Raw genomic sequence first — 302 nt, forward strand, 5'->3', positions numbered from 1 at the left:
TCCAGCAGGGCCGCCGTCGAAGAGCTCCACTAAGGCGCGCAAAAAGCGCCTGTCTCTTTCGTCTAACCCCTCTTCGTCCACGCCCATCATGCTCAGCGCCAATCTGGCCAATTCCTCGGCTATATAATCATTGTTAAATTCGTAGCGATGGCGGTGCCTCTCGTTCACAACGGGCTCGCCATAGTCGGCATAACTCAACGTATCCTGCACGAGCCGACACGGGTAAGAGCCGAGGCGCATAGTGCCTCCTATATCGGAGACGTGGCGCTGCTCTTCCATCAGATGTATAACAGGGTATGGCG

1 pseudogene is annotated in these 302 nt (G+C 56.0%); it reads right to left on the reverse strand.

Annotated features, from left to right (window positions below):
- Positions 1 to 302: pseudogene (locus tag EZM41_RS03470) on the reverse strand (hypothetical protein); the annotation flags it as partial.

Source organism: Acetomicrobium sp. S15 = DSM 107314, from assembly GCF_016125955.1.
GTDB lineage: Bacteria > Synergistota > Synergistia > Synergistales > Thermosynergistaceae > Thermosynergistes > Thermosynergistes pyruvativorans.